The organism is Shewanella maritima (assembly GCF_043643735.1).
Taxonomy (GTDB): domain Bacteria; phylum Pseudomonadota; class Gammaproteobacteria; order Enterobacterales; family Shewanellaceae; genus Shewanella; species Shewanella maritima_A.
In genome coordinates this window covers 1-23,400 of record NZ_JBHZSM010000024.1, presented here as the reverse complement: position 1 = coordinate 23,400, position 23,400 = coordinate 1, and the positions used below count along the sequence as shown (strand labels likewise).

At 42.3% G+C, this 23,400-nt stretch carries 17 protein-coding genes; 12 read left to right on the top strand and 5 right to left on the bottom strand.

All coding sequences use genetic code 11. From position 1 onward, the window contains the following. Window positions 1–25: 25 nt before the first annotated feature. On the bottom strand, window positions 26–1,327 hold the full coding sequence (fucP, locus tag ACHUGF_RS17695) for an L-fucose:H+ symporter permease (RefSeq protein ID WP_394133224.1): 1,302 nt from the start codon (window positions 1,325–1,327) through the stop codon (window positions 26–28). 341 nt (window positions 1,328–1,668) lie between these two features. Here fucP and ACHUGF_RS17690 point away from each other — a divergent pair, with 341 nt between their 5' ends. The 9 genes from ACHUGF_RS17690 to ACHUGF_RS17650 all read left to right on the top strand — a co-directional run bounded on the left by ACHUGF_RS17690 (window position 1,669) and on the right by ACHUGF_RS17650 (window position 14,996). After that, complete coding sequence (locus ACHUGF_RS17690; protein WP_394133223.1) at window positions 1,669–3,000, top strand: GH1 family beta-glucosidase; 1,332 nt, start codon at window positions 1,669–1,671, stop codon at window positions 2,998–3,000. Between the two features lie 72 nt (window positions 3,001–3,072). Continuing rightward, on the top strand, window positions 3,073–4,398 hold the full coding sequence (locus ACHUGF_RS17685; protein WP_394133222.1) for a glycoside-pentoside-hexuronide (GPH):cation symporter: 1,326 nt from the start codon (window positions 3,073–3,075) through the stop codon (window positions 4,396–4,398). Window positions 4,399–4,447: 49 nt separating this feature from the next. Beyond that, the gene (locus tag ACHUGF_RS17680) at window positions 4,448–5,449 is read left to right on the top strand and encodes a LacI family DNA-binding transcriptional regulator (RefSeq protein WP_394133220.1); all 1,002 of its coding nucleotides are present in this window, start codon (window positions 4,448–4,450) and stop codon (window positions 5,447–5,449) included. Window positions 5,450–5,971: 522 nt separating this feature from the next. Then, window positions 5,972–8,998, top strand: coding sequence for a TonB-dependent receptor (locus ACHUGF_RS17675; protein WP_394133218.1), 3,027 nt, complete (start codon window positions 5,972–5,974; stop codon window positions 8,996–8,998). A 269-nt stretch (window positions 8,999–9,267) separates the two neighbouring features. Continuing rightward, window positions 9,268–10,908: a tryptophan 7-halogenase gene (locus ACHUGF_RS17670; RefSeq protein ID WP_394133216.1), complete on the top strand. Its 1,641-nt coding sequence runs from the start codon at window positions 9,268–9,270 to the stop codon at window positions 10,906–10,908. 33 nt (window positions 10,909–10,941) lie between these two features. After that, a complete protein-coding gene (locus tag ACHUGF_RS17665) occupies window positions 10,942–11,679 on the top strand; it encodes a SapC family protein (protein ID WP_394133215.1) in 738 nt (245 codons plus the stop codon). A gap of 5 nt (window positions 11,680–11,684) precedes the next feature. Next, window positions 11,685–12,698 (top strand): cupin-like domain-containing protein, encoded by a 1,014-nt coding sequence (locus tag ACHUGF_RS17660; protein ID WP_394133213.1) that lies wholly within the window; start codon window positions 11,685–11,687, stop codon window positions 12,696–12,698. 16 nt (window positions 12,699–12,714) lie between these two features. Beyond that, a complete protein-coding gene (locus ACHUGF_RS17655) occupies window positions 12,715–14,202 on the top strand; it encodes a tryptophan halogenase family protein (protein ID WP_394133212.1) in 1,488 nt (495 codons plus the stop codon). Window positions 14,203–14,279: 77 nt separating this feature from the next. Beyond that, window positions 14,280–14,996 (top strand): DUF6445 family protein, encoded by a 717-nt coding sequence (locus tag ACHUGF_RS17650; protein ID WP_394133211.1) that lies wholly within the window; start codon window positions 14,280–14,282, stop codon window positions 14,994–14,996. On the opposite strand, the gene ACHUGF_RS17645 is transcribed toward ACHUGF_RS17650, so the two are convergent. Next, entirely contained in the window at window positions 14,982–15,572 is a 591-nt protein-coding gene (locus ACHUGF_RS17645) for a tRNA-uridine aminocarboxypropyltransferase (protein ID WP_394133210.1), read from the bottom strand. The two genes, ACHUGF_RS17650 and ACHUGF_RS17645, sit on opposite strands and share 15 nt — an antisense overlap. A 33-nt stretch (window positions 15,573–15,605) precedes the next feature. Here ACHUGF_RS17645 and ACHUGF_RS17640 point away from each other — a divergent pair, with 33 nt between their 5' ends. Both ACHUGF_RS17640 and ACHUGF_RS17635 read left to right on the top strand, forming a co-directional pair. Further along, a complete protein-coding gene (locus tag ACHUGF_RS17640) occupies window positions 15,606–16,265 on the top strand; it encodes a LysE family translocator (RefSeq protein ID WP_394133209.1) in 660 nt (219 codons plus the stop codon). A 222-nt stretch (window positions 16,266–16,487) separates the two neighbouring features. Next, window positions 16,488–17,039, top strand: a complete 552-nt coding sequence (locus ACHUGF_RS17635; RefSeq protein WP_394133207.1) for a hypothetical protein — start codon at window positions 16,488–16,490, stop codon at window positions 17,037–17,039. Between the two features lie 204 nt (window positions 17,040–17,243). Here ACHUGF_RS17635 and ACHUGF_RS17630 read toward each other — a convergent pair whose 3' ends face one another. Continuing rightward, the gene (locus ACHUGF_RS17630; RefSeq protein ID WP_394133205.1) at window positions 17,244–17,543 is read right to left on the bottom strand and encodes a hypothetical protein; all 300 of its coding nucleotides are present in this window, start codon (window positions 17,541–17,543) and stop codon (window positions 17,244–17,246) included. 463 nt (window positions 17,544–18,006) lie between these two features. Between ACHUGF_RS17630 and yfcC the strand changes: the two genes are divergently transcribed. Further along, on the top strand, window positions 18,007–19,467 hold the full coding sequence (gene yfcC, locus ACHUGF_RS17625; RefSeq protein WP_394133203.1) for a putative basic amino acid antiporter YfcC: 1,461 nt from the start codon (window positions 18,007–18,009) through the stop codon (window positions 19,465–19,467). 134 nt (window positions 19,468–19,601) lie between these two features. On the opposite strand, the gene ACHUGF_RS17620 is transcribed toward yfcC, so the two are convergent. Further along, window positions 19,602–22,805 carry a DEAD/DEAH box helicase gene (locus ACHUGF_RS17620; RefSeq protein ID WP_394133202.1) on the bottom strand — a complete coding sequence of 1,068 codons (3,204 nt, stop codon included), beginning with the start codon at window positions 22,803–22,805 and terminating at the stop codon, window positions 19,602–19,604. 212 nt (window positions 22,806–23,017) lie between these two features. After that, complete coding sequence (locus ACHUGF_RS17615) at window positions 23,018–23,236, bottom strand: hypothetical protein (RefSeq protein ID WP_182176811.1); 219 nt, start codon at window positions 23,234–23,236, stop codon at window positions 23,018–23,020. Window positions 23,237–23,400 lie beyond the last annotated feature (164 nt).

The window sequence follows — 23,400 nt, the reverse complement described above, 5'->3', positions numbered from 1 at the left end:
AATACAATATTTTGCTGTCTTTCATCTATGCTCGAGGTAATTGAACTTGGCTACCACGCAAACCGTAATAACCGATAAAGGCGTAACAAGCTAATGGTAAAATAAAGGCCAATTGCAGACCTAAACTGTCGGCCAACATGCCTTGCAATAGTGGCACAATAGCTCCACCTACAATGGCTAAACATAATATGCCTGAACCTTGACTGGTATGCTGCTTTAAGTCTTTTAATGCCAAACTAAAAATCGTGGGAAACATAATCGAGTTACAAAGCCCGACTAATAACAATGCCCACATTGCAGTTTGCCCATCACTGACAATCGCAACACCAACTAATAGACACGCACCAATTGAGTTAAACGCAAGCACTTTGCCCGCGGCTACCTTTTGCATGACAAGTGCACCGATAAATCGACCCACCATGGCACCGCCAAAGTAATAAGCGATGTAATTGGCAGCCTGAGCTTCATTCATATTGCCAATGTCAGGTTGCGTAAGAAAACTGATTAATAAGCTACCAATGCCAACTTCTGCCCCCACGTAAACAAAAATACCCACAGCACCTAATACAAGGTGACGATATTGCCATGCACTGCCCGTCTGTGGTGTAGTTTCACTCGTATCAGAGGATGATTTCTGGCCCAGTTTCGGCAGCTTTAAAACACAAAATATCAAGGCTAAAACGAACAAAGCACCAGCCAGCATTAAGTAAGGCACTTGTACAGTGCTGGCTTGCTCGGCGGGTGATAAAGCCTCAATAGCTTGAGTGACATCCGTAATATCTTCAGGATGCGCCATTGAAGACAAAATAAGATAGCTACCGAAAAATGGCGCGACCGTAGTACCAAAAGAGTTAAATGCTTGGGTCATCGTGAGGCGGGAAGATGCAGTTTCAGCAGGCCCAAGAGCTGTGACATAGGGATTGGCCGATACTTGCAAAATAGTAATACCCGACGCCAATACAAAAAAAGCAAATAAAAACATATTGTAAGATGCCATGCTGGCTGAGGGGTAAAATAGTACACAGCCTAAACAGGCTATCACTAACCCAGTAATAATGCCTTTTTGATAACCAATTTTACCAACTAGCGTACCAGCCGGGATAGATACAATGAAATAGGCACCAAAGAAACAAAACTGTACCAACATTGCTTGGGTGTAATTGAGTTCGAATAAATTTTTCAAATAAGGAATGAGAATATCATTCAAGCAGGTTAAGAAGCCCCACATAAAAAACAGCGAGGTTAACACAACGAGGGCAAAGCGATGATCCCCATGCTGTTGAAAGCCTGCAGACGTGTCAGGTGTTGATGAAGTTGCTCCAGCCATAATTAGTCCTTGTTGATACTCAGTTCATTATTCTTGTCATAATAGTGATAATTTCTGATTGAAAAATATCCAAAATCAAATATTGACCTTTCAACAATTAATCACTAACCTGCATGTAAGCGCTTTCATTTTTAACATACCAATAACCAATGTCAACGCTTTTTGAACAGTAAATCGAAAGTCTGACCTGTAACAAACTGTTGATTATTTAATGTGAACCTGAGTTACGAGCTAGTAAAACACCAGTAAAACCAAGGGGGAACAACCTTGGCTGATGGGGATTAGCATTGGGTCGCGAAATGGAATTTGAATTGATACAAAAACGTTAAGTGAATTGATATATGAAAATTATGCTACCAAGCCAATCACCAATGATGAGCAAAGACTTTGTATTTGGCGTTGCGACAGCTTCGTTTCAAATAGAAGGTGGAGCAGATCAACGCCTTCCCTGCATTTGGGATACCTTTTGTGCCACGCCAGGTAAAATTAGAGATGGCTCAGACGGCAAACAAGCTTGTGAACATTATAATTTATGGCAGCAAGATGTTGAATTAATAGAATCTTTAGGTGTAGATGCATATCGATTATCAATTTCATGGCCAAGAGTGATCAACCAAGACGGTAGCCTCAACGAACAAGGGGTTAACTTTTATATTCAGCTATTAGATGCACTCAATGATAAAGGCATAAAGCCCTTTGTTACGCTTTACCACTGGGACCTCCCACAACATATTGAAGATAAAGGTGGCTGGCTCAACCGTGAAACCGCTTACCTATTTCAAGATTATGCAGACAAAATTAGCCAAGCTTTGGGTAAGCGCGTGCATTCCTACGCGACATTCAATGAACCATTTTGCAGCGCTTATCTTGGCTATGAGGTCGGTATTCATGCTCCAGGCTTAGCAAAAGTGCAATATGGACGACAAGCTGCACATCATATTCTGTTGGCACATGGTTTAGCGATGCAAGTTCTACAAAAGAACAGTCCACAGAGCCTCAATGGTATCGTGCTCAACTTTACACCTTGTTACCCAGCTACTGATTCACAAGCAGATATTGATGCCACAAAATTGGCAGATGAGTATATGAATCAATGGTATATCAAACCACTATTTGATGGCGCATATCCAGATAGCTTTGCCCTACTCGGAGAAGATGCACCGCGTATTGAGACCGGTGATTTTGACATCATTCGTCAACCTCTTGATTATCTAGGCATTAACTTTTATACACGCGCCGTTTATACCGCAACAGCACAAGGCAGTTACCAACAAATTGACATGGCTGATAAACCGAAAACTGATATCGGTTGGGAAATTTACCCGCAAGCCTTCACTGATTTATTAACGTCTTTACACGCACTGTACCCGCTGCCACCTATATACATCACCGAAAATGGCGCAGCGATGGCAGATAAACTAGACGCAGATATAGTTAACGACCAAGACCGCATAGATTACTACCAAGCACATTTATTGGCGGTGAATGCGGCTATCGAGCAAGGCGTTACTGTTGCTGGTTACTTTGCTTGGAGTTTGATGGACAACTTTGAGTGGGCTGAAGGTTACTTAAAGCGTTTTGGTATCGTTTACGTTGACTATCAAACACAGCAACGCACAATAAAAAACAGTGGCTTAGCATACCGAGATTTGATTAACTCACGTAATGGCTAAGTAACAATACCGCATCACCATGACACCAGCCTTCAACTGAAGGCAGTAAAAGAAACAATAATGAGGCCAAGGATGATCAGCACTAAAGAAAAAATTGCATACGGGCTCGGAGATACCGCCAGTAACATTGTATTCCAAACTGTTATGCTGTTTTTAACTTACTTTTATACCGATATTTTTGGTATTTCTCCGGCATTTGTCGGCACCATGTTTTTATCTGTCAGACTTATCGACGCCGTCACTGATCCACTCATGGGGGCGCTAGCAGACAGGACTCGCACCCGATGGGGTAAGTTCCGTCCGTATTTACTCTGGTTTGCCCTGCCCTTTGGCTTAATTAGTGTCCTTGCATTTACCACACCTGATTTATCTGAAAGTGGCAAAATGGTTTATGCCTTTGTTACCTATACAGCTCTGATGATGGTCTATACCGCCATTAATATTCCTTACTGCGCGTTAGGCGGCGTATTAACTGCAGATCCAAAAGAACGCGTATCAGTTCAATCCTACCGGTTCGTATTCGCGATGTTGGGTGGCCTTTTGGTTTCAAGCCTCACACTGCCTTTAGTTGAGTTTTTGGGGAAAGGTGATGAAGCCAAAGGTTATCAACTAACCATCACTGCAATGAGTATTTTAGGTGTTGCCATGTTTTTAGCCTGTTTTTGGGGGACTAAAGAGCGACTACACCCGCCTGCGGATCAACAGCTTAGTCTAAAAAAAGACATGAGTTTTTTATATAAAAACGATCAATGGCGCATACTAAGTATTGCTGCGGTATTCCTGCTTTCTGGCAATGTCTTGAAGATGAGTTTAGCCATCTATTATGTTAAGTATTACCTTAATCTACCTGATTCCATCACCTTATTTATTACATTAGGCATGCTAGGTAATATTGCTGGTTGTATCTTGGCGGAGCCGTTGGCTAAACGGGTGTGTAAAGTAAAAGCTTATATCGGCTTGCAGCTCGCTGCGGCTGGTATCTGTGTTCTCAGCTATTTTGTTCCTAGTCACCAAACTGCCCTAGCCTTTGGTTTATTTGTTGTATGGGGGTTTGCCTTCAATATGGCGACACCATTGTTGTGGGCAAAAATGGCTGATGTAGTTGATTATGGTCAACAAAAAACCGGTGTTCGTATTACTGGTATGATTTACGCCTCTATCATTTTCTTCATTAAGCTTGGCGTTGCCATCGGCGGCGCAGCAGCAGGCTGGTTATTAGCAGGATATGGATACCAAGCAGACTCAGACCAAACAGAAACTGCGCTGCATGGGATCCGTATTTCGTTCACTATTTATCCAGCCATTGGCTCTTTGATTGTGGCCTTTGTGATGCGCTGGTATATTCTAGACAACCAAAAAGTTGATGAAATAAACAATCAACTAAAAGGAGTCGCGTAAATGGCATATTGCCTAATACGCTTTAGGGATAACACACTACGGTAAGCTTATGGCCACCATATATGACGTTTCAGTACTTGCGGGAGTTTCACTAGCAACCGTTTCTCGGGTAATGAACAACAACCCGAAAGTCAGTGATAAAACCAGACAAAAAGTCCTCGATGCCATGCAATCTTTGGGGTACAAACCCAATACGATTGCGCAATCACTGGCTTCAAATTGCTCAAACAGCGTGGGCGTACTTGTATCGCAACTTGACGGTCCATTTTATGGTCCGATGATGACTCAAATAGAGACGTCTCTACGTGCAGCAAACAAACACGTAATTATTGCTGCAGGCCATAGCGATGAAGCACAAGAAAAAGACAGTGTCGACTTTCTCAAAGGCCGTGGTTGTGATGCATTGATCCTTGATGTTGAGGCCGTCTCAGATGATTACCTCATCAAATTAAGCAAGGGTGATACTCCCATAGTATTGATTAACCGCTACGTTGAAGCCATTAAAGACCGGTGCGTGTTTTTAAAAAATGAACGCGGTGGCCACATGGCCACAGAGCACATACTGTCATTGGGTCATAAAGATATCGCATACATATCTGGCCCCATGTTCAAACTCGATGCTAGAGACCGACTCAGAGGCCATCAGCGTGCTTTAGCCGAACATAATGTATTGTTTGAGCCAGATATCTGGTACGAAGGCAACTATAAAGAAGATGGCGGTGTCGCCGCGATGGAACACTTGTTATCACTCAACAAACCTTTTACTGCGGTAGTGTGCGCCAATGACCAAATGGCCTCTGGCGCGATTTCAGTATGTTTAGATAGAGGGCTTAAAGTACCAGAGGATATCTCATTCATTGGTTACGATAACATCCCCTTTCCCACCTACATTACGCCTAAGCTCGATACGGTAAGTAACCCTATTGATGAAATGGGACGTATGGCTGCATTGTGGGTGCTGCAACAAGTATACAAAGATGACAAAGTCTCAGTGAATAGCTGTTTTGTACCTGAATTGTTTATCCGAAACTCCAGCATGAAAAAAACATAGCCACTTAATGAAGTAACCTAAACAACGCTCATATTTAATTAATACAATTAAATTATCAGCCTGCACATAGTGCGGGCTTTGTTGCGTTCATACAGTTACAAAATATAAATTAACTAAACTTATCAAAAACTTACTCCCCCACCTCAATCATTAATAGTCGACATATCATCTCAGTACACATTCAGCTGCCCACATCATTTTTTCAAAATGTCATGAAAACACCCTCAAACAAAGAAAGCGCTTACATTTATTTTGATTTTTATCACGAACAATTAATTCTATATAAAACAGTAGCTAACAGAATTCACTTTGATATATTGAGTTATATTGGTTAAATAATTGTGATAATTTATGGTTGTTTTTGTTGACTGCGGTCACATTTTAATCTAGGTTTTTATGTAAGCGCTTACATAATGATAAAAAATTGCTGTTTTAGGCGTGAATGGAGAATTACAAATGGGTTACTGCTAAGGCGGTATCCACACTTAGAAAAGTAGAATCTAGTCAATGGGGATTTCCTAGATGAAAACAAGAGCATTTACCAAAACCAAGTTAGCGACCAGTTTGTCGTTAGTACTTGGTCTCGGTTCAGTAGCGCCAGTACAAGCAGCAGATGACGCTTCAGAAGAGAATATTGAGGTTATAACGGTCAGCGGTATTCGCGGCAGTATGATCAAGTCCATGGACTTAAAGCGCAGCTCAAACGGTATTGTTGATGCGATTAACGCAGAAGACATTGGTAAGTTTCCAGATACCAACCTAGCAGAGTCATTACAACGTATTACAGGTGTATCGATAGACCGCCAGAATGGTGAGGGTAGCAGAGTGACAGTTCGTGGTTTTGGCCCTGACCAAAACCTAGTCACACTGAACAACCGCCAGATGCCAGTGACAACAGGTTCACGTTCATTTGACTTTGCTAATATCGCATCTGATGCGATTAGCGCTGTTGAAGTAGAGAAAACCAGCCAAGCTAAGAATGCCACTGGTGGTATGGGTGCAACCATTAACGTGTTAACCCATCGCCCACTCAGCACACCAGGTTTAAAAGCCACTATCGGCGCAAAAGCAGTTGAAGATACATCAACAGATAAAGGTTCAACCACACCAGAAATTTCTGGTTTGTACTCGAACACATTTGCTGATGATAAATTTGGTATTTCAATCTCGGCAAGTTACCAAGAGCGTGAAAGCGGTAACCAACAAGCCCAAGTCGGTACAGGCTGGCGTAGTTTCCCAGGTGACGTTGACCAAGATTGGAGCGGCGCGCCAGGCGCTAACCCAGAATGGGGTGGCGTACCAAAAGATGATAATCAAATTAACCGTCCAGGTGCAGACGATATTTATTCAGTGCCTCAAACCACAATTTATCGTTTTGAAGAGATTCAACGTAAACGTACTAATGGTCAGTTAGTACTGCAATACCAACCAACGGATTCAATCCGTGCCACCTTAGACTATACCCACATGCAAAATGATGTTGATACACAACACCAAGATGTATCGGCATGGTTTAACTTTGTGCCTACTCAAGAAAGCACATGGACTGATGGTCCAGTATCTTCACCATTAGTCTATTCAGAAACTTACCCAGGTGGTGGTGCTGACTTATCTATGGCTGCAGGTATGTCAGGTACACGTGATAAATCTGGTTCTTTAGGTTTCAATATTGAGTGGGACGTATCAGACCGTCTATCACTTGAGCTTGATTACCATGACTCTTATGCAGAGCAAACACCAAATAGCCCTCATGGTAGCTCGGCTAACATGAGTACAGCGGCATTTATTCGTACCAGTGCTGCAACTGACTTCACTGGTGATATCCCGCTATTGGCTGTGGGTGGTGGTAACAGTGTGCGCCCTGAAGATATGCGCGTAACAGGTTCTGTATTTGGTAATTCTGAAAACCGCTCTGAAATTGATCAGCTTCAATTGCACGGTCAGTTTGACTTAGAAGACGCAGGTAGCATCGACTTTGGTGTTGCTTTAACTAACGTTAACAACCACTCTAAATCAGTCAATGTTCAACGTAATGACTGGGGCGGTGTTGGCCAAGCGGGTGATTTAGACCCAGCATGGTTCCCTGCTGATACCATTCACGACAAGTTTGATGGCTCAACAGGTGATTTCTCTGATTACCAAGGTAGCGCATCAACTGATCCGCTAAACACGATCTTCTTCTGGGACTTTGAAGCGGTACGCGCTCGCGCAGCTGAATTGTATGTTTCAAGTGAAGTGGGTGATTGTGGTAACGCATTTTGTCCATCAACGGATTATTCACGAGATACTGACCGCTACACGCAAGAAGAGTCTCAATCAGCGTACTTACAATACAACTATTACGGTGAAATGGGCGACATGCCATTTGATGTCCATGTCGGTGTGCGTTATGAAAAAACCGATGTTGAATCAACATCAATCGTTTCGGCATACGATACAGCAACCTGGATTGCAGAAACGGAAATTGCGCTATCAAGCATGGCTGATGATAATCGTGTATTCCAGACTCAAACCGGTGATTATGACTACGTCTTACCAAACTTTAACTTCAACATTGAAGTAATAGACAGTGTGTATGTACGTGCTGCATTTAGCCAAACTATCGGTCGCCCAGATTACACCTCCATTCAAGGTGGTACGACTGTAGGGACACTGGCAAACCGTGGTGGTGGTAGTGGTGCTTCTGGTAACCCAAGCTTATTGCCGCTTGAATCAACCAACTATGATTTATCTACTGAGTGGTATTACGATGACGCCAGTTACGTTTCTGTAGGTTTCTTCCGTAAAGATATTGAAAACTTTATTGACTCAAACCCGGTTAACTCAAACATCTATAACATTGCTGACCCAAGTAACGGTGTTTATGCGCAGGCTGCGATTGATGCTGGTATTGTCGGTGACCAAGAGCAACGTCAATGGATTTACGATAACTATGCAGCAACAGACCCTGATCATGTGTTCTTAGATGATAATGGCAACATTCAAGTTGTCGGTAACTCAGCTACCGATCCTGATTTGAACTTCATCTTAACCACACCAACAAATAGTGAGCAAAGTTCAACCATTGACGGCTGGGAGTTTGCTGTACAGCACTTCTTTGGTGACACAGGTTTCGGTGTTCAAGCTAACTATACCTTAGTTGATGCTGGTGACAGCTTTGACAATACCAACCTAGGTCGTCCAGCGAGTGATACACGCCCAGCTGACCCTGAGCAAAACGTACTAACCAATATCAGTGATACTGCCAACATTGTGGGTATTTATGAAAACTACGGTTTCTCAGCACGTTTAGCCTGGAACTGGCGTGATAAGTTTTTAGTATCTACGGGTAATGGCACTGGTGCTAACCCAACCTATACTGAAGCCTATTCACAGTTAGACTTTAATATTGGTTATGAGATAGCTGCCGTAGAAGGATTAACTATCTTCTTCGAAGGCTTAAACATCACTGATGAGAAGTATCGCCAACATGGTCGTAGTTCAACTGAAGTGCTGAATTACACACAAACTGGCGCTCGTTATAGCTTAGGAGCACGATACAACTTCTAATCTATCTCCCGCCCCTTTTGTTGCTGCAACATGCAGCAAAAGGGGCACACAGTTAGGTCGATTGAGGTGTTAATTTTTTCATCTCGCAATATTTATTAGGACAATAAATTTAGGCAATACGGACGTTGCCCATTTTATTTAAATAGCAAAATTCTCAACAAACTCTTGCAAGCGCTTACAATTTATAGAATTCTAAACAAACAGTGATTTAGATATTCATATAAAAATCAATCATTACAATAATAAAGCGGTAAAAAGTAGGCAACATTATGCAGCAACCCATATCCCAAATTGTTGTTATTGGCGGTGGAAGTGCCGGCTGGATCACTGCTGGACTATTGGCTGCTGAACATAATGTAGATAAAGGCCAAATCTCCCCTTCCCCCAAACTCGATATTTGTGTGATTGAATCACCCGATGTGGCCACTATTGGCGTCGGTGAAGGAACATGGCCCTCCATGCGCAGCACGTTACAAAAAATTGGCATCAGTGAAACCCAATTTATGCTTTGCTGCGATGCCAGTTTCAAGCAAGGCTCTGAGTTCATTAATTGGCATCAATCTCCAGCAGAAAATACTGAGCAATCAAGTAACATTGCCAATCGCTATTACCATCCTTTTAGCTTACCAACGACTCAAGCAGAATTTCCAATAGCGCAATACTGGCTACCTTTCGCCAATCAAGTTAGCTTTACTGAAGCGGTTACCAGTCATTTTCACGTATCTCAATTGCACCTTGCACCCAAACAAATCTCTACTGCTGAGTACGGATTTATTAATAATTATGGTTACCACCTAAATGCAGCAAAGTTTGGCCAATTACTGCAGCAACATTGCACTGAAAAGCTAGGGGTACGCTACATTCAGGATCATGTCGAAGCTGTGCAGCTGGTGACGGAATCCACTCAGCATCTTAATGGCTGCTCAATTAATGATAATGCTGAATTAGGCGATATCCATGCCATAACCACCCGCAACCATGGCGACGTACACGCTCAATTTTTTATCGATTGCACCGGCACAAAAGCATTATTACTCGGCGAAGCACTCAAGGTGCCCTTTGTTAGCCATAAACAAGTCCTATTCAATGACTGTGCCTTGGCACTACAAGTACCTTATGCCAGTGAACAAACTGATATCGCATCCAACACACGCTCTACCGCAACGGACAATGGTTGGATTTGGGATATAGGCTTGCCATCTCGTCGCGGCATCGGCCACGTTTATTCATCAGCACACCAAAGTGATGAACAGGCCCTTGAGCAACTCATTGGCTATATCGAACCACAACTTGGCAGCAAGGCCAGCGATATCAGCCCAAGAAAGCTCAATATTGAGCCTGGGCATAGGCAAGTCTGCTGGCACAAAAACTGTGTGGCCATAGGCATGGCATCGGGGTTTATTGAACCGTTGGAGGCCTCTGCTCTAGCGTTGATTGAGTGGCTAGCCGGCGCAGTCGCCACTCAATTACCTGCTAATCGCAGCATAATGAATACGGTTGCCAAACGGATAAACACCCAATTTGAGCAACACTGGCAACAAATTATTGAGTTTTTAAAATTACATTACGTATTAAGTGAGCGCCAATCAGATTATTGGCAAGATCACCGAGCAGAAGCCACAGCTTATGCCCCCCTCGCTGAAAAGCTGCAGTTATGGCAGCATCACGTGCCAAGTCAGCATGATATTTTGCACAAGAACGCATTATTTCCAGCACAAAGTTACCAGTTTATTTTGTTTGGCATGGGGGCTATTACCCAAGCATCAAGCCAGTTAAAACCCTCATTAAAACAACAAGCACAACAAATCTTTACTGAGAATGCTAATCGCAGCCAACAGTTAGTTAAAGCTTTACCCTCTAACCGCAGTTTATTAGCACAGCTACGCCAACATGGATTCCCTCTTATTTAAGGGGGAAAGCACAATAATGATAAAGGATATAAAATGAGCCAACATGTACTGCTAAACAGTGTCGACCATAAAGACGTAAAAATTAACCTTAGCCGCAATGCCGAGCTAGGTGATAACTTATGGTATAGCGTTACCTTTCCAGCAGAGTTTCGTTCAATACAGGCTCACTACCCTATTTTCTTCCATAAAGATCCTGCCAGTGGACAATTTTATGCTGTATCCCTTTTCGGTTTTCAGCAAAATGAAAATCTGTTTCTCGATCAATCGGGTTGGAACGCCAGCTATATTCCATTAACCGTACGCAGACAACCATTTTTAATTGGCCAGCAAACCGTGCATGAAGATGGTGTTGAGCAGCAGCAACGTGTCATCCATATTGATATGGACAATCCAAGAGTGAATACCAGTGAAGGTGAAGCGCTGTTTTATGAGTTTGGTGGCAATACGCCTTACCTAGACGAAGTGGGCGATATGCTGGAAGTGATCCATCAAGGTTTGGTTGATAGCCAAAGCTTTGCTGAAATACTGATTGCCAACGAATTACTGGAGTCTTTCACCTTGGAAGTCACCTTAGATGATGCCTCTCAAAACCAAATGTTGGGTTTCTACACCATTAATGAAGATAAACTGGCTAGCCTAGATGACAACGTCATTAGCCAATTACACCAGCAAGGCTATCTGCAAGCTATATATATGTGCCTCGCTTCGCACTCTAATGTACGCAATTTAATGGACGTTAAAAACGCCCAATTAAAAGCAAAAGGTGCATAAATAAGATGCAAGGGTTATCTGCAGTCACTAGCATGCAGCTTGAATCTATTGAACAAGTTCAAGCCATCATTGAAAACGTCGACACCCCCATAGTATTTACTGGGTTATGTGCTGATTTTCCTATCGTAAAAGCGGGTCTAAAAGGACCAACACAAGCGATGGAATATGTGAGTCAATTTTATGGTGGACAACCGCTAACGGCTTACCGTCTCGACCCGCAGCATAAAGGTCGCGTGTTTTATAATGACCAAATTGATGGCTTTAATTATCAAGCTGGCAAAGCAGATTTACCCTTTATTCTCGACACCTTAAAACAACAGTTTGATGTCGCAGAGCCATATGGTGTTTATATGGGGTCCACTGAAATCAATCAGTATTTCCCAGGCTTTGGCGAGCAAAATAGCTTGTCGCTTGCAGGCATAAAGCCATTAGCAAGTTTATGGCTTGGTAATCAAACCAAAGTAGCCGCCCATTTTGACTTTCCCCATAACCTTGCATGCAACCTAGTGGGACAACGCACATTCACCTTGTTCCCACCAGAACAAATTGGCAATTTGTATATAGGTCCAATGGAATTTGCGCCAGGCGGACAAGAAATCAGTATGGTCGATTTTGACACGCCTGATTTTGCACGCTTTCCCAAGTTCAAACAGGCATTAGCCTCGGCTTTTCAGGTCACCCTTAACCCGGGCGATGTCTTGTTCATTCCGAGTATGTGGTGGCATCACGTCAAAGGTGAGCAAAACTTTAATGTACTACTCACTCATTGGTGGCGTGATACTCCTGCATATTTAGGGCGACCCAATAATGCCTTAATTCACAGTATGCTGAGTTTACGTTCTTTACCCAAAGCCCAGCGACAAGCTTGGAAAGCATTTTTTGATCATTATATTTTTGACCATGATGCGACAGATACAAACCATATACCCGATGCAGCCAAAGGCATGTTGTCTCATCCAATAGATGAGCTTAACGCCAGAAAGCTAAGAGCTGAGTTAACCAACAAATTAAAACGATAACGACTAAGGATTTACTATGAACTCATCAAAGACACGTGTTGTCATTGCCGGTGGCGGTACCGCTGGCTGGATGACAGCAGCCGCTATGACCAAGCTTATGGGTAAGAAATTAGATGTAGTATTAGTCGAGTCTGATCAAATTGGCACAGTGGGTGTCGGCGAAGCGACTATTCCGACTTTGCATATTTATCACCGTTTACTGGGCTTGAAAGAGCAAGATGTGATGGCGGCAACCAATGCCACATTTAAACTCGGTATCAATTTTGAAAATTGGCATGATGTGGGCAAAGATTACCTTCACTCATTTGGCTTTCTTGGCAAAGACTGCTGGGCTTGCGGCTTCGGTCATTTTTGGTTAAAAGGCCAGCAACGGGGTATTGCAAAACCCATTGGCGATTATTGCACCGAGCATTTAGCAGCGCGTGAAGGCAAGTTTGCTGTTTTACCTAATGCTGACGCGAACCATGCTTATCATATGGATGCGACACTGTATGCGCAGTTCTTACGAAAAATGGCTGAAGGTTTAGGTCTAAAACGGATAGAAGGTAAAATAAATGACGTCGAACAGCATAATGATACTGGCAATATTACTGCATTAACCCTTGAATCAGGCGAACGTGTTGAAGGTGATATATTTATCGACTGCACCGGCTTTCGAGCATTACTTATCGAGCAAACCCTAAATACCGGCTATGAAGATTGGAGTCATTACCTCCCCTGTGATAGCGCCATTGCAGTACAAACAAAATCAACTGGCACTCCGCTGGCTTACACACGATCAATTGCCCATGAATCAGGCTGGCAATGGCGTATACCATTGCAAAGCCGAACGGGTAACGGCATGGTGTATTGCAGTAAGTTTATCTCTGATGAAAAAGCCACTGAGTTACTAATGAATAACATTGAGGGTGAGCCACTTAATCAACCTCGTGTCATCAAATTCAAAACGGGAACGCGCAGATTACATTGGAATAAAAACTGTATTGCAATTGGTTTATCCAGCGGTTTTTTAGAACCTTTAGAGTCCACCAGCATCCACTTAATTCAGCGCAGTATTGTGCGCTTGTTACAGTTATTCCCATCAACAGGCATTAACCAATCTGATATTGATGAGTTTAATCAGCAAACTCGCCTAGAAATGGACAATATACGAGACTTTATTATCTTGCACTATAAAGTCACAGACCGACAAGACAGCCGATTCTGGCGTCATTGTAAAAGTATGGACATTCCTGAATCGCTTCAGCACCGCATTGATATGTATCGCGATTCTGGCAAGGTATACAAATACGGTAATGATTTATTTGGTGAAAGCTCTTGGGTACAGGTGATGATGGGTCAAGGCTTAATGCCTCAATCTTACCACCCTATTGTCGATGTGATGGCGGATGATGAACTAGCAGCATTTTTGAATAACATTAGTAATAATGTGAAACGTAAAGTGGAAACGCTGCCACATCACTTTGATTTTGTGCAGCACTATTGCAAGGCGAATATAGATTAGCCACAACTGATTTGTGGCAAACTGCTAATCACTTTTTGCCACAATATGAGCAACTCATTCATCACAGGTTAACCATCATGAACCAAGCAATACCACGCATTATTGATGTAAAACCTTTTACGCCACAAATAAAATTGATTGGTCAATCGCGGACACCTGTGATCATCATCGATGACTTTGTCGAAGACTTAACCCCGCTGCTGCAAGATGCTTATCGCGCTCCTTTTGAGCAAGAGCACCAATCCTATTATCCAGGCGTAAGAGCACCATTACCTAAAGCCTATTCGATTGAAGTCATCAATTATGTTTTCCAGCTGATTTACGATGTGTATCGAATTCCTAAGCATCTACGGATCAAGCCTCAAAATCTGGTGTACTCGCTTATCAGTCAATCACCTGAAAGCTTGATGCCGTTGCAGCGCCTACCGCACTTTGACACACCAAGTCCGTACCATTTCGCTATCTTGCATTATCTAAATGACACTCCCCATGGCGCAACCGCATTTTTCAGGCACAAGCAAACGGGGTATGAACGGATTAACCAAGAAAACATGCAGTGTTATTTTGACTCGGCTAAAGCTTTTTTGGATCGGCATCAATCTGCCACGCCAAAATACTATGTCAGTAGTGATGAGCATTATCAGCAGTATTCCCAAATCGATTATAAAGCTAACCGCTTAGCTATTTACCCTGGGAATCTGCTACATTCCACTTTGGTTGATGATGCGTTAGACATTGATGCCAATCCTAAAACAGGCAGGCTAACAGCGAATTTGTTTTTACAATTTAGCTGATGTCACCATGTCATGTAATGCTGCAAGTATCTTAGCTGCGGCTTGTACTTGTCCATTTTGTTCAAGCAATTGAGCCGCACATTCTGCCGTACATAATCCACCTTCTCGCTGATTACGTCTTAATTGATAGATAGACGCTGAATTAGGCGTTAAATTCACTCTTGGCAATGCGTGCAGATAAGGACTTTTATTGTACACTTTACGGGCTTCTTGCCATGTCGCATCAATAATAACAAAGTGCGTTAATGGCGGGTTTGTAAGTGGTTGTCTAAGTGGTTGCGTAAGTGGTTGCGTAAGCTTTTGAGCTTCATCTGTCTCCTGTATCATTTCCGGCGTGATATTTTTGGTGGCTTGCTGCTTATCTTTTGTGACATCGCCCTGCAATCCTATCATTTCGGCTTCTGGGTATAGTAAGCCTACCTGCATGGTGTCGATAAGGGCTAACAAGGATTTGTCTGGATTCACTCTGTCCCAAGCAATGACTCGTGAATGCGGATAGTGATGGTGAACTAATTGTCCGGTATTCGTAGGGCGAGATAACTCACGCTCATGTGTCAGTAATATGATGTTTATCATTCGCTCAACTTGACGGGTTTAATAAGGACCTAAATGCAATTTAGTCATTATATCAGCTTATTTATTGCCATTTTAACATTGGCCATTATTCCTGGCCCCTGTGTGATGGCGATAGTGTCTCGGGCGTTAGTCAGTGGCTTTAAGCCTGCTGCCTTGATGGCTTTAGGCGTGGCATTCGCGGATGTGATTTTCATTTTGTTAGCAGTGCTGGGGTTAGCCTCCATCGCATCAATGTTGGGCCCTACCTTTTTAATCGTGCAATATTGCAGCGCAGCCTACCTGATTTATCTGGGGATTAACTTACTCAAGCAACCTAAGCAGCAGTGCCATCGAATAGAAACCTCGAACACAACACCTGACCAAGCTGCGGCTATTAGCGCTAACTCTAGCACTAAATCCAAGCGTGCTTACTTTCTTACCGGCTTTTCTATTGCGATGAGTAACCCAAAAGCCATTGTGTTTTACTTAAGTTTCTTTCCCGCCTTTGTCCCGATAAACCAACTTACCAGTGTCGATGTCATGGGTTTAATTTGTATTTCAATTCTGGGCTTTGGTGGTGCCAACCTCACTTATGCCTACTTAGCCAGCTTTGCTGAGCAATTTACCCGCTCTCCCAGAGCCAATCTGATCATTAATCGAATTTCAGGCGGCATTATGCTAATTGCAGGCACCGGCATTGCGCTTTTTTTGTAGTATAAAGAGGATGGAAAACGATGCTTAGTATGACTTTGAAATCAAAGTAGGTTAAATAAAGCGCGATTATGTTAAAAGAAATAAGTACGGTTAACCGTGGTTTTTAACTGAAGTTAATGCGGAGTATTAAACCAAGCTTAATCTTGGCATTTGAATGAATGGTTATTTATTGTTCGCTACACTGCTAAACATTATCAATGTTTGCATAAGTGAGTCAGCGACGTGTCTATTTCAACTAATTACAACACAATGCAATCTGTGTCGGTAAACAGTACCCATAATTCACAGCCTGCAAGTAATCAAACATCAACTCATTCAGGCACTGTGCCAACAAGCACAAGCCAAACGGATACAGTTTCATTAAGCCAAGAAGCACTAGAAAAATATCAAGCTGAGCGTATGACTCAGCCGACTGAAGCACAAAAAACACTCATTGCAGCCTATTTACATAATAGAGCAGAACAACTTCAGCAAGCTAATGCACCAGAACCCGAAACGCCGGACCAGCCAGATACTCCACAATTACCTAATGGCGGTGAAAAACTTGAGCAGTATGTGCAAGTGAGAAAAAGCATCGCTCAATACAATATGTATGCTGACATGGCTAACCTTGCAATAGGTAATAGCAACAACTTGTCACCCGCATCAGCGTATTATCTCGCTAACAACGACGAAGCTAAAAGCGCAGTTGTCACAACTAAGCATCAACAGATGCAAATCAATGCCATGCAAACTTATGTAGAAACGAGTAATTCAATAAATACTTCAGTTTAATCTTCACGCCATGTCTAGCCATGGCGCTTAATTAACGACTGCTGAGTGGAATATTGTTGTACTCAAGAAGATAAGCGAGGTCAGCTTGGTTCAGCTGATAATTACGATTTTTAGCAATGCACGAAATTAATGTTGTTACTGTTATTTTCTGCGACATTAATGACATCAGTAATAACAAACATAACCATCCAGCAAAAGAGTAAGTTAATTAGCCGAATGGATTTGGTTTGATAAGATTTCCTTATCGATATAGGCGCACCATTCATCGGTATTTCTATCTGGCAGTTGTGCCTTTCCACGAACTCCTAGCTTAAACTCAATGACAGATTTCCATTCATCTGAACCAATATCTGGACCATGACCTTGCCCATCACCAGAGGTCACTGCATGTTCAAATCTTTGAAATACCTCAGGAGTACACACAACTGGTGCTGCTTTTGAGAGCAGCATTGCAGTTTCACTGGGAGGGGTATCATTTCCACAGCCCACGAGACTTGTTATCATTGCCAAACACAACCCTAGTTTGACGAAACCTTTGCAACACATGTATAACCCCAACCAATAATTTTTAAAAAACTGACATTTTTTGCGACAGCAAATGAGCGACAATCTAACAGAATCCCCCCACAAACGCCACTTTTAAACAAAATAAAACCGAATGTTAATTATTGATTAAACCCATGTAACCACCTGTTGTGTTTAAGTATTAATGTTTAAAGTTTTATTTTTGCCCGTCTAATATTCAAAGCGAGCTATTTAGTCACTTTTACACTACTAAATAGTTATTTTAATTGGTAATACACAAGAGTCATTTACCTACACCCCTTGTTACCAGTTTGTTTTAACATAACTTTTGCCATCTGGTTGATAAAATACCCAAAGCTGCAAAAAGTTACCTTAAAGTTTTTGCATCGTTAACCAACACCAATGTAGTATTCATGGTTCAACTTGATAAAAAGAATGAATAATGAAGCCTCACCTTCCCCAAAACACACCTACGCGTGAAATGCCTGACGCATTTATCATTTTATTTTTTGTGGTGCTGTTCGCAGCGATTGCCACCCACTTTATTCCTGCAGGTTTTTTTGAAGTGGTGATGAACCCAGATACCAACAAGAAGGAGCTCGTGGCTGGTAGTTTTCAATTTGCATCCGACTACCAAGGTGTCCCCTTATTTGCCGAACATGGCGATATCGGCTTTTTAAACTTCGCTTTTGAAGGGATGGTATCAGGCTCGAAATGGGGCTCAGCAATCGGGGTGATGATGTTTATTATCTTAACCGGCGGCGCTTTTGGCATTATTATGCAAACCAAAGCCATTGATAACGGCATATTGGCTCTCATAAAAAAGACCAGCTCATTTGAATTGGCCTTTATTCCATTGTTGTTCATTCTGTTTTCAGCCGGCGGTGCCATTTTTGGCATGGGCGAAGAAGCCATTGCATTTTGTATTGTATTGCTACCATTGATGCGGGCAATAGGTTATGACGGCATTGTGACAATATTGGTCACTTACGTCGCGACTCAGATTGGTTTTGCTGCCTCTTGGATGAATCCCTTTAGTGTCGCGATTGCTCAAGGTATTGCAGACTTACCTTTAATGTCAGGGATGGAATTTAGAGGCATCATGTGGTGCGTATTTACTGCTGTAGGCATTGTTTTCACGATGAACTACGCCAGAAAGGTGAAGCAAGACCCTCAAATATCACCATGCGAAGCGGGACCACTACCCAGCCAAACTGAATTCAAGTCTAGCTTTAATATTGTAGATGGCATCATCCTTACCACATTTGTGCTAGGCATAGTTTGGGTTATTTGGGGCGTGATTGCCCGTGGCTACTATATTCCAGAACTTGCCAGTCAGTTTTTCACTTTAGGTTGTGTTGTTGGCTTGATTGCGATTGTGGCCAAACGTTGCCGAGTAAATGAAGTGGCGAACGCATTTAAAAAAGGCGCACAAGAACTACTGCCTGCCGCCATGATTGTAGGTATGGCAAAAGGCATCGTTATCATTCTTGGTGGCGATCAGGCTGACGCGCCTTCCGTGCTGAATACCATTTTACACTTCACGGGACAATGGCTAGGCGGCTTACCTGAGACATTAGCTGCTGTGTGTATGTATCTATTCCAATCGGTGTTCAACTTCTTTATCGCCTCAGGTTCAGGTCAAGCCGCATTGACTATGCCGATTATGGCGCCGCTTGCTGACATACTTGGCTTACCAAGACAAATAGCTGTTTTGGCTTTCCAATTAGGTGATGGCTTTACCAATATCATCATCCCGACTTCGGCTGCTTTGATTGGGTGTTTAGGTGTCACAAAAGTAGATTGGTTTGTTTGGGCGAAGTTTATCTGGCGCTTTATGCTGCTGTTAACGGCACTTTCAATAGGTTTTATTGCCTTAGCGGTTGCAATCAACTTCAGCTAACACATTGGCAAGTTAATTTGGTGAGTCGCATGGCTAGCACTATGCTACTCACCAATATCAAAGGTACCAACAGCATTATTCAATAAAAAAGCGCTACTCAAGTATGAGTAACGCTTCTAACATGCACACACTGCCTAGCTTAGTAATGACAGCAGATCTTCCGCACTGCCCTTCCACGGGCCTTGAGCTGTGTCCGAGAGAATACGCTCTGCTAATCCTTGCTTATGCACCTGCATTTCTTGGATTTTCTCTTCTACAGTGCCTTGTGCAATCAGTTTATATACAAACACTGGGTTACGTTGACCAATGCGATGTGCCCTATCAGTTGCTTGACGTTCAGCCGCTGGATTCCACCATGGATCAAAATGAATCACTGTATCGGCGGCCGTCAAGTTCAACCCTGTACCACCCGCTTTTAAGCTAATGAGAAATACTGGGTTATCACCCTCTTGGAAAGCATCTATTTCAGGTTGGCGCGCTTTAGTCTGCCCAGTGAGTTTACTATAAGCAATATTTAGCGATTGTAAGTCTTGCTCAATAAAACTCAGCATACTAGTAAATTGACTAAAGATGAGCACTTTACGACCCTCTTCAATCATCTCAGGCAGGTTTTGTCTTAACCAAGTGAGCTTCGCGTTATCTTTTACCAATTGAGCTTGTTCTAGCTTTACAAGCCTAGGATCACAACAGGCTTGACGCAGTTTAAGTAACGCATCTAAAAATTCAATTTGACTGCTCGATACGCCCTTTTTGGCAAATAGTTCACGCAGCTTTTTTTCCATCACTAACCGGATAGATTCATACAGGTTACGTTGATCTTTCTCTAAAGTGAGGGATTGGATAATTTCAGTTTTTTCAGGTAATTCTGAAACGACTTCTTTCTTTGTACGGCGCAGCATAAATGGTGCAACACGCTGGCTAAGCAATTTAGCTTGCTTAGCGTCACCTTGGCGCTCAATAGGTACACGGAACTCTTTGTGAAAATAACTGTGCTGGCCGAGTAAACCGGGTAAACAAAAGTCCATTAACGACTTCAATTCACCTAAGTGATTCTCTAATGGGGTACCAGATAAGCATAGGCGGAAATGGCCGCGCAAAGTTTTAATCACCTGCGTGACTTTAGCTTGGTCATTTTTAATTAATTGCGCTTCATCTAGAATAATATGCTCAAACACATGTTCATTGTAGATGTCATGATCTCGTAAAATTAAAGGATACGTGGTCACCACAACATCATAACTGTCTAATCGCTCTAAATATTGTTGGCGTTTATTGCCATGAATAATGGCCATTTTCAGTGAAGGGGTAAACTTATTGGTTTCTTTTAACCAGTTACCAACCAAACTGGTTGGGCATACAATCAGGCTGGGCTTACCATTAAAGTTCACTTGCTTATCGCGCAATAAGAAAGCCAACGTTTGAATGGTTTTACCTAAGCCCATATCATCGGCCAAGATCCCACCAAGCTGATATTCTTTTAAAAAGCATAACCAGTTATAGCCTTGCTTTTGATAGTCACGCAAAGTGGCGTTGAGCTCCAATGGCAGTGGCGTGTCAACGACACCGTTAAACTCAGATAATTTGGTCGCTAATTGCCTAACACGCTCACCATTTAATAACCTAATTTCACTTTGAGACAATTCATTGAGTAAATGAGCACGGTTTCGTGGCACCTTTAGCTCTGTTTGTTGTTGGTTATTAAACAGTTCTTGAATGATGTTGACTAACGGCTTAATAGTTTTTGCTTTCACTTTAATAAACTGACCATCAGGCCCTGGCAGCAACAGGGATTGTTCATCATCTGGCTCACCATTTTGTTGCAACCAGCGAGCAACCAAAGCGAGTAATGGTACATTTTTGCCTTCAATATCGGCATTGAGCGACAATGAAAACCAACCTGACTCATCTTCGTCCACTAGGTCGACATCTAATTTTGCATCAATGATATTCAAATCAAAACTGTCATCAAAGATAACGGTTGCGCCGAGTTCACTAAGCCATTGTGCATCTTGATGCGATATCTCAGACCAAGCGAAAATCCATTCGGGGACAAAACCTGGCGTCATATAATACGCCTTAGGAGTACTTTTACTCAGTGCTGTGGTGTCAATAACAAACATTTTCTGCGCTTTCAATGCATCAATAAAGGCTTGCTCATCCTCTACTTGACGATGAATTTGATATTGCACTTTACCTTGTTTAATTAAACTGATTTTTTCAGTTTTGTCGCTGGCATGAACCTGTACTTGGCCATACTTAAACTCTACTTTGGCAACAGGTTGTAGGTGCGACTCTGCTTCTAACGCCACCATGGTAAATGTTACGACAGGCTGAGCATCTTGGTTGATTTCGTAAAACTCAATATCACTGGGTACAGGGACGGTTTTAGGAGAGAAATGCTTAAGCATTTCATGACTAACATTATCAATTTTATTGAGCGGTACTGGCGGCATATGCTGCAGTAGTTTGAGCTTATTAACCGATAGATCAGTTTGCACATGGCCCATTTGTAAGTAATCAAGTTCCACGTACATAGCGGGTTCGGTGGCGATAAACTCCCAATTATCTAAAGCAGGCATCTGCATTTGCATTTGGGTGTGTTTCTTATCTAATTCGCACCACACAAATTCCGGCGTAATGGGATCTGCCCACGTAATTGGCATACGGCTTTCTTCCCAGAAACCTTTGCTCTGTGCAAGAATTTTACTTAAAGCCAAGTAGGAAAACTCGCCTTCTAAATAGACTTTTGAGCCTTGGCTTGATGAAAATAATAAGCTGATAATTTGCTTGTTTTCACCATCAATCCATGACGGAATATGCGCACGTAAATCAGCAATACCCAATTTACTGCCTTTGTTATATTGGCCTTTCTTATTTAATTTACTGCGTTTGAATTCAACAAATACACCATGTGGATCGCTGGAGAACACATAAATAACATGATCTTGTTCTTCGGCATCTTCTGGCGTAATTTCACTGGTTTCATCTAACTGCTTTAGCCACTGATTTAATCGTTGTTCTTCTACTGGCTTTTTATCAACAAGTGCTAACATCGCTGCTGCGACATGCTTGCAATTGCCGCGAACAGGACATGTACAATGCGATCGCATCACAATCTTATGGTTCACATTCACTAAGGTGACTTCTTGGCGATATGGCTCATTTGCAGAGCCCTCAACATAAGCTTCAATATCATGATTATCACGAGTCGCCGTGACTTCTAATACCCGCCCTTGGATTAAATAATTTTGTGCTTTTTGTATTTGAGACGCACTGAAAAGTTTTGCCACCATCTCGTGGGACAACTTAATTGGCAGGTTAAACAATTTTGCTGACATCGAATTACCAAAACTACTGAGGCTAAAAAATATTTGGCCATCATGAAAAAGTTAACTAGCCATTCTATGGAAGATGGCAGCAGATGACTAGTCTATCTGTCGAACATTAGCAATAATTGCGGAGTAAATGCCGATATATCATATCAATAACTCGCCAGCCGCTATATGTTTTTAATTCTAGGGGATAGTTACAACTTGCTATACCATACCGTTTACTCGTTAAGTATGTTTTCTTTTACTTTATCCGGTAATTTATCCCATAAAACATCGTAATAATACTTTCGGATTAACGGGTAATTTTCCTGCCCGAATTTTGCGACTTTATCTGAATCAGAGTAGTTCATTGGTTGATGGAATAGCTCGTTAGCTTTTTCCATAAATCCATAAAGCTCAAGCAACTCAGCTTCTGTTAATTGGACACCTGAACTCATAAGTTTCCTTAGGTATATAACGAATGATATGGACTCCCCTTACCAATTGGCCGCTATGTGCCATATTGAAAGTGCAAACATTCAATAAAGGAGAGTCCATATGTCCTTAATTAAAGCAATTGGCATTGATTTAGCCAAATTAGTTTTTAGCATTCATGGTGTTG